Source organism: Ammonicoccus luteus, from assembly GCF_050880385.1.
GTDB lineage: Bacteria > Actinomycetota > Actinomycetes > Propionibacteriales > Propionibacteriaceae > Enemella.
The window spans coordinates 43074-57288 of sequence record NZ_JBNZCI010000007.1; the positions used below are offsets into that span (position 1 = coordinate 43074).

General features: G+C 71.7%; 5 protein-coding genes. All 5 read right to left on the reverse strand.

Annotation, left to right across the window (positions count from 1 at the left end):
* Positions 1-86: 86 nt before the first annotated feature.
* Positions 87-2360, reverse strand: coding sequence for an MMPL family transporter (locus tag ACQ260_RS14570; protein WP_432560181.1), 2274 nt, complete (start codon positions 2358-2360; stop codon positions 87-89).
* 227 nt (positions 2361-2587) lie between these two features.
* Entirely contained in the window at positions 2588-10819 is an 8232-nt protein-coding gene (locus ACQ260_RS14575) for a non-ribosomal peptide synthetase (protein ID WP_432560182.1), read from the reverse strand.
* 16 nt (positions 10820-10835) lie between these two features.
* Positions 10836-11849, reverse strand: a complete 1014-nt coding sequence (gene sbnA, locus ACQ260_RS14580) for a 2,3-diaminopropionate biosynthesis protein SbnA (RefSeq protein WP_432560183.1) — start codon at positions 11847-11849, stop codon at positions 10836-10838.
* A gap of 30 nt (positions 11850-11879) precedes the next feature.
* Positions 11880-12908 carry a 2,3-diaminopropionate biosynthesis protein SbnB gene (gene sbnB, locus ACQ260_RS14585; RefSeq protein WP_432560184.1) on the reverse strand — a complete coding sequence of 343 codons (1029 nt, stop codon included), beginning with the start codon at positions 12906-12908 and terminating at the stop codon, positions 11880-11882.
* Complete coding sequence (locus ACQ260_RS14590) at positions 12905-14215, reverse strand: acyl-CoA dehydrogenase family protein (protein WP_432560185.1); 1311 nt, start codon at positions 14213-14215, stop codon at positions 12905-12907. The genes sbnB and ACQ260_RS14590 overlap by 4 nt, the downstream gene beginning before the upstream one ends.

Consider the following 14215-nt stretch of genomic DNA (forward strand, 5'->3'; position numbering starts at 1 on the left):
CAGGTGCGGCCCCGGGAGGGGGGATCCGGGGCCGCACGTTTCTGGGTGCTGTGCGCTGGGTGCGCGGGAGTGGGCGTACGCGGGGCTCAGGCGGTGAGCACGCTCTCCTTCTCCTTCTGTCCGTCTTCGGTTTCGCGGGCGTCGTCCTCGCTCGAGTCGAGCGCGGCAAGTTCGGCCTCGAGGTCGTCGGAGCCGGCCGCCTCGGGGAGCCGGCCCGGCCACCAGAGCACCTTGCGGAACGCGACGAGCAGCGCCGGCAGTGCCACGAGCCGGATCACCGTGACGTCGAGCAACGTCGCGAGCGCGAGCCCGATGCCGATCTGTTTCATCTCGACGAAGGTGAGGGTCGCGAACACGGAGAACACCGCGATCATGACGGCCGCCGCGCTGGTCACCACGCCGGCGGTCTTGGTCACGCCCTCGAGGACGGCCCGTTGGGTGCTGATGCCCAGGCGGCAGTTCTCCCGGATCCGGTTCACGACCAGGACGTGATAGTCGAGCGACAACCCGGACAACACGACGAACAGCATGAGCGGGATCCAGGACACGACATGACCGTTGGACTGGAACCCGAGCAGACGCTCGGCCCAGGTGCCCTGGAAGATCAGCGTCAGCAGGCCGAACGACGCCAGCGTGGACACGATGTTGAGCAGGATCGTCACGAACGCGATGGCCAGCGACCGATAGACGGCGAGCATGAAGACAAAGGTCATCGCGATCACGATCCCGACCACCCACGGCATCTCACGCGTCAGGTTGGTCGAGTCGTCCAGGTTCGCCGCAACGTCCCCACCGACCGCGTGGGTCGGCGAGTCGACCCCGGTCAGGGACTCCGGGAGGATCGTCGAGCGCAGTTCCTTGACCGCGTCCCGCGCCTGGTCGGCGTTGGGCCGGTGGGCGATCGCCACGTCCATGACCAGATAGCGGCCGTCGGCGGAAACCCACGGTTCCGCGGCATTCCCGAAGAACTCCGGCTGGGCGGTGGTCCGGTCGTTGATCCGCTGGGCGGCGGCCAGCAGATCCTGCCGGTCGTCGCTCGGGGTCTCCACCACGACGCGCGCGGTGCTGACGTTGCTGGGATAGGCCTCGGTCACGCGGTCATAGGTCTGCATGCTCTGCAGGGACCGCGGGAAGTCCTCGATGGTGGTGGCCTTGAGCTTCATCCCCAGGGCCGGGATCGCCATGGCGCCGAGAATCAGGCCTGCGGCAAGCAACGCGACCAGGGGCCGACGGATGACCGGGCGCAGGACCGCCTGGAGCGCCTTCGGCTCCTTGCCCCCGTTGGTCAGCCGCCACGCGAACGGGACCCGCGGGCGGTCCACCCACCGGTGCAGCAGACGCATGAGCGCCGGCATCGCCGTCACCGCCGAGACCATCGCGATGAGCACGACCAGGATCGCACCGACCGCGACACCGGTGAAGATCGCCTCCTGCATCAACAGCAGGCCCGCCATCGCCAGGGCCACGGCCGTCCCGGAGACGATCACGGAGTGGCCGGCGGTGCGGGCGGCGATGGCCGTCGCCTCGATCGGTCCCGAGCCGGCGTGCTTCTCCTCGCGGAACCGGCGCAGATAAAAGAGGGCATAGTCGACGCCGACTGCCATGCCGATCAGCAGGATGACGTGGGCGACGGTGCCCTGGTCCGGAACCAGCTGGGACGCGGCCGCCCACAGCCCCATGGCCGACAGCACCGCACCGGCACCCACGACCAGCGGCAGGCCTGCGGCCACGAGCGCACCGAAGGCGATCAAGAGCACGACCAGCGTCAGCGGCAGCGAGATCGCGGCTGCCTTGTCGAGGTCCGCCCCCAGCCACGCCTGGAAGTCGGCCTGCATCGATCCCGCACCGGTCTGCTCGATCCGCAGGTCCGGGTGGTCGCGACCGAGGTCCGCGGTGGTCCGGCGCAGGTCGTCGAGGCGCTGCGAGGCGGTCTCGGGGTCGCCGTCGATCGATGCCCGATAGAGCAGAGCGGTGCGGTCATCGGACGGGATCGGTCCGGCGACGGAGCGGACGTGCTCGGTCTGCTCGATCGCCGTCTTGAGGGTCCCGGCGGTTTCGAGGTCGGCGGGGTCGGTCTCCGCGAACGCTTCCCCGTCGGCCTTCGTGACCAGCACGACCTCGATCGCCGGCTCGTCCTTGCCACTGGCCTGCACCATGCGGGCGGCCTGCTGGGATTCGCCGGTGATGCGCTCGGTGCTGGTGGCGTACTTGGTCTGCACCGTGAAGCTGATGGAGAACGTGGCGACCACCAGAACGAGCCAGACTCCCAGCGCGAGCCAGGGGTGTTTGGCGCTCCAGATCGCCGTGCGGGAGATCGGCCCGGCGGCCTTCGCCTCCTCGCGGGTCGTGATGCCTGTCATTGGTTTCCTCACTGTGTCGTGGCGGGAGGGCCCCGCCTGGGAAGGCTTCGGGAACAAGTTCAGTCGGCTCGCCGCCGCTCGTCGGTGGTGCCAGCACCCCTTGTCGGGCGGGGTCTGCGAGCGGTCAGGGGCGGGTCAGTCCGGGGTCAGAGGTCGCCGAAACGCCGGGTGCCGCTCCCCCGGGGAGGGAGCGGCACACAGGACGACCGGGCGGGCGAGCGGAAGGGTCAGCCCCGGCGATAGCACCGCAGGGCGATCGCGGGAGCAAAGGCCAGGATCGCGACCGTGGTGAGCGCCACGACCACCAACGGATGGTCACCCGCGATTGACGCGCTCTCGGCGACCGGGTTGCCCCAGAGCTCGCGCAGGGCGGTGCCGAAGCCGCTCACGGGGTTCCATTCCGCGATCGGCTGCACCCAACCGGGCATCGAGTTGGGCGCGAACAGGGCATTGGAGAAGAAGCTGAGACCGAGCATGACCGCCGCCCCCATGGAATCGATGGCCTCACCGCTCTTGATCAGCATGCCGAGCGCGATGCCGACCCAGATCATGAGGTGGGTGAACAGCAGCAGCAGCCCGAATCCGGCCAGGAAGCCCACCGCGTCGGTGTCGGGCCGCCAGCCGACGAGCAGCCCTGCGATCACCACGATCACGAGGCCGCCGGCGGCGATCAGCGTGTCGGCGATGCTGTGGGCGACGAGCACGACCGACCGTCCCATCGGCAGCGACCGGAACCGGTCCATGATTCCTTTGTCGACATCCGCTCGCACGGCCACACCGGTGGGCCCGATGTTGCCGAGGCCGGCCTGAAGGGCGACGCCGGCCAACAGGTATTGCATGTAGTTCCCCTCATAGCCCGGCACCCGCAACGCGTCCGCGAACAGATAGCCGAGCGCGACGATCATGATGAGGGGGTTCATGACGACCCAGAGGATGCGGGCGGGGGCGGCGGCGAGGTGGCGGAGCCGGCGCCGCACCAGCACCCCGACCTCGGTCACCACGTCGGCGGGACGACGGGCGCGAGCGGTGATGCCGAGCCGGTGTCCGTCGGCGTACGCCGCCGCGGGCGCGTAGGCGGTTGGTTGGTCGAGTGCGGTCTCGGGTGCTGGTGCCATCGAGGAGCCCTTCGGTGTGGCGGGGGTTGCTGGTGGGGGGTCGGTCTGCAATCGGGGCTCCCGCTCCAACACCTGGCGTCCGGCGTCGTCGAGCAGGGCGTTGACCTGGCTGCCGATGAGACGCTGGGGCAGCGGATGCATCAGGTATTCGTGGGAGGTCTCCACCGTCGTGGAGGTGAGGGGACCCGCGAAATAGGGTTCCCAGCGCTGGACGAGCTCGTGCGGATGGTCGGTCCCGGGGGAGGCCGAGTGGATGAGCAGGGTCGGCGCGTTCACGACACCGGGCGTGTGGTGCCGGGCGAGCCGCATGTGGCCGCGCATGGTCGCGACCAGCCGACCGACCTGGGCCTCGCTGAACCACGCCATCGTGCCGCCCTGCCGGACGAGCGCGGCATGAAGCCCGGCCACGGTCGTCGGCACCCTGGTGCCGCCCTCGTCGACGTCGAGATAGCGGGCGAACGTCGACACGAGGTCGGCGATGGACTCCTCACCCGGCAGCCCGGCGGCGATCGTGGCCTCGTCGGGGAAGATCGCGTCGATGAGGACGAGCAATTCGACGCTCTCCCCCGCCGCTTCGAGCTGCCGGGCGGCCTCCTGGGCGGCCCAGCCGCCGAACGACCACCCGAGCAGGCGGTAGGGGCCGTGCGGTTGCACCGACCGCACGCGGGTCAGATAGTCCGCCACCAGGGTGGGGACGTCCGGGCTCAACGCCACGCGATCGTCGACGAGAGCGGGTGACTGGAGGCCGAACAGTGGGACCGCCGGGTCGATCGTGGCCGCCAGGCCCGAATAGGGCAGGGCGAACCCGGCGCCACCGTGGAAACAGAACAGTGGTGCCGCACTTCCTTCCGGGCGGATCGGCAGCAGCGGCACGAACACGTCCAGATAGGGCTCGGCGAGCTCGTTCACGAACGACGAGGGCGCGGGCGCGGCGTCGGCCGGCGGGGCCGCGCTCTGCTCGATCCAGGCCGCGAGCTCCCGCGCGGACCAGCCGTTCATGACGGTGGCGACGTCGACACGGTGCCCGGCCAGCGCCACCGCGACGGTCACGGCGGCGATGCTGTGCCCGCCGAGATCGAAATAGCTGACATCGGGATCGACGTCCGCCCGGTCGACCGCCTGCGCATAGGCGGCGACGACCTCGGCGAGAACCCCCTCGCTCACCGGGTGTCGGGGGCGGGACTCGAGGGGCTGGCCGGTCCCGCGTACGCCCTCGTCCACCCCGCGACCATCCGCCGCGACCCGCTCCGGGTCCGCGGCTGCCGCGAGCAGGATCGTGCGGAACCGGTCGATCAGCTCGGTGATGCTGGCCTCGGCATAGCGGTGGAGGACGTACTCCCCCGCGACCGTCATCCCCTCACCGTCCTCCACGACGGCGACGGTCAGGTTCGAACGCGTCCGGGTCACCGGCGGGGGATAGTCCTCGGCGACCAGGCCCGGCAGCTCGACCTGGGGCCGTTCCTGGTTCTGCAGCACCAGCACCGTCTGGAAGAGCTCGTTGCCACCCGCACGATGTGGGTTGATGGCGCGCACGACCTGGTCGTAGGGGACGTCGGCGTTCTCCATTTCCAGCGCCAGGCCCGCGCCGCGGCGCCGCACCGCATCGACGAACGCCTCCGTTGGGTCGAGGGTGATGCGGCAGACGACGGTGTTGGCGTACAACCCGATCGCGTCCTCCAGGCACTCCAGCGGACGACCGCCCACCGGCGTGCCGAAGGCCTGGTCCGAGGGCGCGCCCATCGCCTGCAGAGCAGCCGCCAGCGCCACCTGATAGACCGCGAACCGCGTCGTGCCCGCCGCCCGCGCGAGGCTCTCGGCGGCGGTCAGCACCTCCCGGTCCCACCGGAACAGCAACTGGCGGCCGGCCAGCTCGTCGGCGGTCTCGTGCTCATGGTCGGGCGGCAGCGAGGTCCAGCCCTCCAGTCCGGCCAGGTGCCCCAGCCAGAACCGCTGCTGACGGCCGGCGAGGGAGGCCGGGTCGCTCGGATCGCCGAGCCGGTCAGCCTGCCAACGGACGAAGTCGAGATACTGCACCGGCGCCGGACCGCCGCCCGCGACGCCCGCGACCCGCGCCCGATAGGCCTCCGCGAGCTCCCGCGCCAGCGGTGCCGCCGAGCCCCCGTCGAACGCGATGTGGTGGCAGGTCATCTGCAGCACCGACCGGCGCGCCGACAGCTTGAACAGCGTGGCCCGGAAGGGCGGCTCGTGGGCGAGATCGAACGGCGCCTCCATTGCGGTCCGCACGGCATCGTCGAGTTCGGGTTCGGTGGTGGAAATGACGTGGAGTACGCCGCCGGGCGCGGGCACCGGCGCCACGCGTTGCACCGGTTCGCGCCCGACGAGGTGGAACGTCGTGCGCAGGACCTCGTGCCGCGCGACGACGTCGCTCACCGCGAGACCGAGCAGGTCCACGTCGAGTTCACCGCGCAACTCGAGCGCGACGTTGATGTGATAGCGCGCGGGGTCGGGATCCACCTGGTGGAGAAACCAGAGGGAGGACTGGCTCGAGGACATCGGCCCCGAGGTCAGCCCGAGCCGGGCCGGGATCTCCGGGCCAGTCGCCGGCACCGGATCCGCCGCGGCCCCCAGGTGCTCCGCGATCGCCGCCGGTGTGCGGAGCTGCAGGATCCGGCGCAGCGACAACGAAACCTCCCAGCGGGTCGCGACGCGGGCGGCCAGGCGCGCGACCGCGATCGAGTCCCCACCGAGCCGGAAGAAGTCGTCGTCGGCCTTGACCGCGGACCCGCCGAGGACCTCGCCGAACAACGCCTGCAGTTCGGCGACGGACGGCGCAACGGCGACCGTCGGCCCGGCCGTCGGCACCTCGGGCCCACCGCGCGGGACCTGCTCGGGATCGCGCTGCCGGAACGACTCGGGCACCGCCCGTGCGGCGGGCAGCCGACCGTCACACAGGCCTTCCAGGATCTCGAGGAAGCCCTGCCCGAGAGCGGCCACGACCCGGTCGTCGACCCGCAGGGGGTCCGACTCGAGCCGGAACGTCCAGGAGCCGTCGTCAACGGGTGTGGCGACCAGGCTCACCGGGTGGTGACGAGTATCGTGCACAGCGAGGCGGTCCACCGCGAGCTTGTCGCCGAGCCGGTTCCAGGGGAAGTTCTGGATGACCAAACACGTGTCGTAGGGCTCGCCGAGTGCACGCAGATCCGGGCTGCCGCGCAGGATCTCGCCCAGCGGCAGGGCGGCGTCCGTGCGGCGATCGACGAGCTCACGCTGGATCCGGGCGAGCAGCGACCGGGCGGTCTCCCCCGGCAGTCGGCGCACCCGGGTGGGCAGCGTGTTCAGGAACATGCCGAGCATGCGCTGGGCCTCGGGGCGCGGCTCGCGCGTCGACACGACCGATCCGAACAAAACGTCGTCGCGACCCGTGGCGCGCGCGAGCGCGAGCCCCCAGGCGACCGTCATCAGGGTGCCCGGGGTCACCCGGAGTGCCGCCGCCGCGGTGCCGAGGGAACGCTGCAGACCCGCCGGCACCGACAGCGAGCGGACGGTCTGTTCCCCGGCATCGGCCCAGGGGTCGGCGCTGAGGAACGTCCCGTCCGTCAGCCCGTCGAGATAGCCCGTCCACCGCCGACGACCGGCTTCGACGCGCTTCGGATCCAGGACCAGGTCTCCCGGACCCACCTGCGGCCGCGGTCCCGGCTCACGCCCGGCGAGCAGCTCGGTGAGGTCGTCGAGCAGCATGTCCAGCGACCAGCCGTCGACGAGCACGTGGTGCATGGTGAACACGAACCCCTGGCTGCCGGTCTGGGGCTCGGGGACGAGCGCACACCGCAACAGCGGCCCCCGGGTCAGGTCGAACGGGGTCGACCGCTCGGCACGGGCGACGTCGTCGAGCGGCGCGTCGATGAGGCGTACCCGAACGCCCGGCCCACCCAGCTCCGCCACCCAGTCGTCGGCGGTCGCGCGGAACCGCGCGCCGAGCACCGGGGACAGCTCGAGCACCCGGTCGAACGCCGCCTGCACCGCGGCCGGATCGAGGGGCCGGTGGAGGCGGGCGACGATCTGGAGAACATAGGGATCGTGGCTCTCCCCCGCCTGCACCAGGATGCCGCGCTGCACGGGCGTCACCGGCAGGACCGTCGCGCCGTCCGTCGCCACGGTCGCCGGCTCGGCCGTCGCCGGGGCGGGCGTCACCACCGGCGCGTGGGCCTCGGCCAGTCGTCGGGCGGTGGGCGCCTCGAACACGTGGTGGGGCTCCAACCGCCAGCCGCCGCGACGCAGCTCGGTCACCAGCGCGATGACGGTGATCGAGTCTCCGCCCAGTGCGAAGAAGTCGTCCGTCGGTCCCACTTCGGCCAGGCCCAGGACCTCGGCCATCGCGGCCCGTGCGGTGTGTTCGTGCCGGGGGTACGCCGCAGCGGTCCGGCCCGGCGTCGGCCGAACAGGAGCGGTGGCCGGCTCCGCGGTCGAGGGTGCTGCCGGCACGACCGGCCCCGCGGCTGCCGGGACGAGGCGGTCGGCACCCGGGAGTGCCTTGCGGTCGACCTTGCCGTGGCCGGTGAGCGGCAGCGCGTCGAGGCGGCACCAGAGGGTGGGGATGATGTTCGCCGGGACTCGGTCCCGCAGCGCAGCGCGGAGCCGGCCGGCGACCTCACCAGCGCTGAGCCGCGGGTCGTCATCGGTGACCACATAGCCGGCGAGGCGCTTGGTGCCGGCCACCTCGACCGCGAGCGCCGCGGCCTCGGCGACCCCGTCAAGGGACCGCAGCCCCGCCTCGACCTCACCGAGCTCGATCCGCTGACCGGCGATCTTGACCTGATGGTCCCGGCGTTCGACGAACTCGAGATCGCCGGCCGGGTTGCGGAGGACGCGGTCGCCCGTGCGGTACATCCGCTCACCGGGCGCACCGTCGGGCCGGGCGACGAAGGTCGTGGCCGTCTTGACCGGGTCGCCGAGATAGCCCGGCCCGACGCAGATCCCGCTCACATAGAGCTCACCGACGACACCGTCGGGCACCGGGGTGAGGTCCGGGCCCAGCACTTGGAGCGTCGCACCCGGGATCGCGCGGCCGATCGGCACGCGGACGTCCACGGGGGTGTCTGCCCACAGCACCGCATGCGTGACGTCGTCGGAGCACTCGGTGGGACCATAGGCGTTGATCAGCGGGATGGCCGGCTGGAGCTCGTGCCAGGCCCGCAGCATGTCCGGCGGCAGCGCCTCGCCGGTCGCCATCAGGGTCTTGAGTGCCCCCAACGGGCGCTCCCCGCGGGCCTGCCAGAGCTGCAGCGCGGCACCGAGCAGGGACGGCACGAGCTCGAGATGGGTGACGCGGTCGCTCACCACGAGACCGGCGAGCGCATCGGGGTCGGCTGCCGTCGCCTTCGACACCGGTCGCGTGGCGCCACCCACGAGCAGCGGGGCCAGCATCTGCCAGATCGAGACGTCGAAGGTGACGGGCGCGTTCTGGATCACGGTGTCGTCGGGCCCGAGATCGAGCAGCTCGATCTTGGCGCGCAGGTGGTTGAGCAGGCCCGCCCGGTGGACCATGGCCCCCTTGGGGCGTCCGGTGGTGCCGGAGGTGAACAGGACGTAGGCGACCGAGTCCGGTCCCCCGGTCGGTGCCCGAAGGGCGTCGAGCGGGGTACCGGTTGCCTGCGGGATCTCGATGACCTCCACCGGGTGGGGGGTGTCGGCCGCCAGCGCGCGGGCGCGGTCGAGCAGCCCGGGGGCGGCCAGGATCGTCCGCGCCCCGGAGTCGGCGAGCAGGGTCCGGTGCCGTTCTGCGGGCGCGTCGACGTCGAGCGGCGTCCAGACGCCACCGGCCTGGAGCGCGGCGACGAGCGCGGTGACGAAGTCCCGGCCGGGTTCGGCCAGCACCCCGACGACCTCGCCGGGAGCCAGGGCGCGCGCGAGAGAGTCGGCGTGGGCAGCGAGGTCTGCGTACCCCACCTCGCCCCGCTCGTCGCGCACCGCCACTGCTCCGGGGGTGGACCGGGCGAACCGGTGGACCGCCTCGACCACACCGTCGGCCGGGCTCCAGGTGAGGGCGGGCCCGTGCTCGGGCGCCTTGTCGGGCAGCAGCCCGAGCGCCCCCACCGGCCGGTCGAGGTCGGCGAGGAACCGGGTGACGAAGTCCGCGAACCGGGCGGCATGGCCTGCCACGTCAGCGTCGGAATGGAGGTTCGGGTGGCCGTTGACGTGCACGTCCTGGCCGCCGTCGGGGGTGTCGAGGAGCGTGATGACGATGTCGTCGACCATGCCGGCCGCAAGGTTGTGCAGGGTGCCGGTCCCCGCCCCGAAGTCGAGCGCCGCCTCCTGCGGCAGGACGTTCAGGAACGGTCCGAGCGCTCGCCGGTCACTGCGGTGATAGCCGGCCAGCCGCCGGATCTCCTCACCGCGATAGCGCTGGTGACGGGTGAGGCGGAGCAGATCGCGGGAGACGGTACGCAGGAAGTCGCTGCCGGTCGCATCCTGCTCGACGGTCGCCGTGAGCGGTGGATAGTTGGCGACCATGCCGGGGGTACGCCGCTCGGTCGCGCTCACGCGCGTGGTGAACGGGACGGCGATCATCGGATCGGCGCGGCCGGTGAACTTGGCGGTGTAGAGCAGGCCCGCCCCGATCAACGCCGACCCCCACGTGAGACCCAACTCCGCGACGGCCGCCCGCAGCGGCGCACAGACCTCGGCCGGCAGGTGGACCGAGCTGCGCAGACGGACCCGGTCGGGCGCGCTGTTGCCGACCGAGAGGCTGCAGGGCTCGGGCAGCCGGGGGGCCTGCTCGGTCCAGAAACGCTTGTCGGTCTCGAAATGCCGGCTCGACCGATAGGCCGACTCGGCGTCGACCAGCGTCGCCAACGGGGGCAGGGGCCGACCGCCCTCGGGGCCGAGCCGGTGGATCTCCTGCCACCGGTCATAGATGGTGTTGCGCGAATAGCCATCGCACACCAGGTGGTGCATGAGGGTGAGGACGAGGATCCGGTCGTCGGCGATGTGATAGACGACCACCCGCAGCAACGGCGGTTCGGTGAGGTCGAAGCGCTGGTCCAGCCGCACCTCCATGTCGGCCCGCGCAGCCGCCACCCGCTCGGTGTCCGACAGCGCGGCCGGGAACTCGACGTGCTCGAAGGGGATCGCGAGAGGCTCGCCGAGATCCTGGACGGGTCGGCCGCCCTCGATGCGATAGCGGCCGCGGGCTGCTTCGACCTCCTCGAGCGCGAGCCGCAGGGCCGTCAGGACTTCGTTGAGATCGAGATCGCCGGAGATGTCGACATAGTCGCCCATCGTGTGGTGGCCGGTGTCCGGCATGAAGGTCTCGACGAACCAGAGGGTGATCTGGGCGGCGGTGAGCGGAAGCGTCGCGGTCGAAGGCTGCAGGGTGGTGGTCATGGTCCCTCGGGAGTGGTCAGCGGCCGGCCGGCAGGAGGACGCCGGCGGTGGGTCGGGTCGAGGACCACGCGGTGTCCTCGGAGTCGTCGTGGGGGCCATAGCGTTCGACCACCCAGGAATCGTCGTAGAGCGTGTCGAGATAGCGCTCGCCGCCGTCCGGGGCGATCGCGACGCAGAGCCCCCGTCGGGCTTCCGGGTGCTCGGCCAGCCACGCCCGCGCGCCGGCGAGGACCGTGCCGGTCGAGCCGCCGAAGAGGAACCCGCGGTCGGCGAGCTGACGGCACATGCGGACGGTGTCCGCCTCCGGGACGTTCCAGTGATCGTCGAGCGCCGCGGAGCGGAACTGGGCCGGCACCACGCCCGCCCCGAGACCCGGGATGTGGCGGACACCGGCCGGGGCGCCGAAGGTGACCGATCCGACGGAGTCGATGCCGACGATCCGCACGCCAGGGGCGTGGGCCCGCAGGTGCGCCGAGCAGCCCATGACGGTGCCGGCGGTCCCAACACCGATGAAGACGGTCGTGACGTCGGGGAAGGCCGCCAGGATCTCCGGGCCGGTCGTCATCTCGTGGGCACCCGGGTTGGCCGGGTTCCGATATTGGTTGAGCCACACGTGACCGGGCCGCGCGCGGAGAAGCTCAGCGACCCGTTCGAGCCGGGCACCGAGCAGCCCGTGCTCGGGATGCGGGCGGGTGACCACCTCGACCTGGGCGCCCAGCGTCGTCATCAGCCGGATCGTCGCCGCGTTGCACCGTGAGTCGGTGACGCAGACGAAGCCATAGCCGCGGGCCGCCGCGACGAGGCTGAGGGCCACGCCCAGGTTGCCGGAGGAGCTCTCCACCAGCGTCATCCCGGGGAATAGGAGGCCTTCCTCCTCGGCCCTGGTGACCATCGCGCGAGCGGCCTTGAGTTTCACGGACCCCGCGAAGTTCATCTGCTCACATTTGAGGAAGGCTCGCATGCCCAGCAGGCCGGTGACGTCGATGAAGAGGTCGGGGACGTTGAATTCGTCGGGGGCGGTGATGATCATCGCGGGGTCCTTTCAAGGCGGCTCGACCGCTCAGGCGCGGTCGAGCCGGTTGAGGTCGTGGAAGAAGTCCGGGATGTCGTGCTGGGCGCCGGTGGCGCGGGACGCCGTGTGGATGAAGCGGGCCAGCGCCAGGTCCAGCACCCCGAGCCCGAACGGCGAGAAGACGATCGTCCGGTCGGCAGCCGGGGTGACCGCACCGGTCAGGACTTGCGCGAGCGTGCCGTCGATGAAGTCCCGGTCACCGTCCGCCTGCTCCACCAGATGCACCGAGGTCTGCGCCTTGAGCACGTGGTCGACGTCGTCGACGATGTTCTGGCCGGAACGGATGACCTCCGGGCCGAGGTCCCGCAGGGAGATGTGCAGGACGAGCGGGTGGTGGTCGAACCAGGCGGGATCGGTCACGTGCGGGGTGGGCGCGACGGTGGCGAACACGACGAGATCACTGGTGCGGATGAGGTCCTCCGCGTCCCCGGCGACCTGGGGATCCCGCTCCCCGCGATCGGCCAGCAGCGCGCAGAAGTCGGCGGCCCGCTCGGGGGCCAGGTCGTGGACGCGGACCTCGTCGAACTGCCAGCCGGTGGCCTGCAGGTATCGATGGATATAGCGGTTGATCACGCCCGCCCCGACCAGGCCGAGGCGGGTCGGGCGGGGGCGGTTCGCGGACAGCGCCGCTGCCCCGAGCACCGCCGATGCCGCCGTCCGGGCGGCGGAGATGATCGACGATTCCAGGCAGGCCTGAGGATAGCCGGTCTCCGCGTCGTTGAGGATGGTCACGGCCGACGCCCGTGGCAGTTCCCGTTCGATGTTGGCGGGGAAGCTGGAGATCCATTTGAGACCGCTGGTCCCGTCCGGTCCGGTCAGCGCCGCCGGCAGCGCGATGATGCGGTTGCGCGGCGCCTCGGGGAACGTGAGGAAATAGGACGGCGGGTTCACGGTCCGGCCGGCCTCGTGCTCCAGATAGGTGCGGCGGACGAGTTCGACCACCGCCTCCTCCTGGCCGCGCAGAACGGCACTGACCTGGGCACCGGTGATGACGCTGAACTCGGGCTGGGTGATCATGACGGCCTTTCGAGCGGGGGATGGACGGTGGACGGGTTCGGGTCGGGCAGATCGAGGTTCCCCTGCCGGGGTGATCGGGCGATGACCTCGTTCTGACTCGGGATTGACCCGGGTCCGGGGGCCGAAGGGCAGAGCAGTCCACGGGTGAACCACTCGGAGGCGACCGGCGCCGAGTTCAGCCCCTGGAAGACCTGCTGGCGCTGGACATCGACCGTGCCCTCCATGAACTGCACGGCCCACGCGTTCGCGACCGCGGACAGCGCCCGCGGCCGGGCCAGGAGACCGCCGAGACCGAGGCGGCGGGCAACCTGCCGGGTGGCGTCCCGGGCGAACCGGTGAGCGGCGTCCTTGGCGGCGGAGGCGGGTACGCCCGCCCCACCGTCCGAGGCCTGCGCCGCGAGCCGGATCAACTCGCGCACCGCGATCGCCCGGGCCCGGAGCTCCGCGAGCATCTCCCGGTCGTGACCGGCCGGCATCCGGCCCAGCTCGTCGGCGAGTTCGTCGAGGGCGCAGAGCCCGACGCCGAGGGACATCGCGGCAACGACGGGCCGGAGCGCATGGAAGACCGCCATTCCACCGCGGATGCCGCGTCGGCTGCGGGGGAGGTGGCGGCCGAGCAGGTCGGCGTCCGACACCGGGTGGGCGGTCAGCTCCACGGTGCAGAATTCCGCACCCGGAACCCCCACGGTCGGCATCGGAGTCGCGTGGAAGCCGGGTCGGGCCGGGGTCGTGAGGAAGGCGTCGATGGCGAACGTGCCGGTCCCGGTCCGGGCGAACACCACCCCGAGATCGGCGCGGGCGGCATTGCCGATGAAGCACTTGGTGCCGGTGATCTCGACCCCGTCGGCCACCGGGGCGGCCGTGGTCGTCATCGCGGTCGCGTCGGTGCCGACACCCGGCTCGGTCATCGCGAAGAAGGTCCAGGTCGGCCGGTCCACCAGCGGACCGTGGAACCGCTCCTGCAGCGCCCGGTCGCCGAGGGCGGCAACCAGCACGCCCGCCATGGACGGCCCGGGCATGCTCATGAACGCATCGACCCCGACCCGGCAGCCCTCCTCCGCGAGGATGACCCGCTCGCCTGCGGTGTCGAGGGGGAAGAAGTGGCCGCCGACGTGCAGGCCGGGTGCTCCCTGATCGGTCGGGATGCCGGCGGTGGCCATCAGCGCACCGAACTCGGTGGCGGCGATCGCGCGCGGGTCCGGTCGGGCGGCGTGGGCGTCGGCGGTCGCGGCGAGTCCGCCGGCGATGTCCCGGATGGCGCCCCGGAGGACGGTCGACCGATCGGCGTCGGTCAGCGTAGCGCTCAT